Origin of the sequence: Mesorhizobium sp. M4B.F.Ca.ET.143.01.1.1 (assembly GCF_004792275.1) — a bacterium.
In the GTDB taxonomy this organism is placed as follows: domain Bacteria; phylum Pseudomonadota; class Alphaproteobacteria; order Rhizobiales; family Rhizobiaceae; genus Mesorhizobium; species Mesorhizobium abyssinicae.
This window is the reverse complement of sequence record NZ_SRSR01000253.1, coordinates 1-315: the sequence shown is the minus strand read 5'-3', so window position 1 is coordinate 315 and position 315 is coordinate 1. Positions and strand designations below refer to the sequence as shown.

Sequence of the window (315 nt, the reverse complement as noted above, 5' to 3'; positions counted from 1 at the left end):
GCGACCGAGATGCCCTGCTTGGGATCGGAGACGTCGTCGCCGATCTCGATCTTGAGCTGCTGGCCATTGACGCCGCCCGCCGCATTGATGTCGGCGACAGCCTGTTCAGCGCCCTTCTGCAGCTGTGCGCCGAAGGCGGCGTTCGGGCCGGTGATCGGACCGGCGACGCCGATCAGGATGTCAGCGGCCCACGCGCTGCCGCTGAACGCGATGAACGCGGTCAGCGCAACGGCGGACAAGAGTGATTTTTTCATTGAAACGCTCCCATTTACGGAGTGGGCGTGGATGATACTTTCATGCGATGCCCACCCTTAT

Annotated in this window: 1 protein-coding gene; it reads right to left on the bottom strand. The window is 62.5% G+C overall.

Features of this window, described 5'->3' with window-relative positions; all coding sequences use genetic code 11:
• On the bottom strand, positions 1-254 hold a 254-nt coding region (locus tag EN786_RS36870; protein WP_145972937.1), incomplete at its 3' end, for an ABC transporter substrate-binding protein.
• Positions 255-315: the final 61 nt, after the last annotated feature.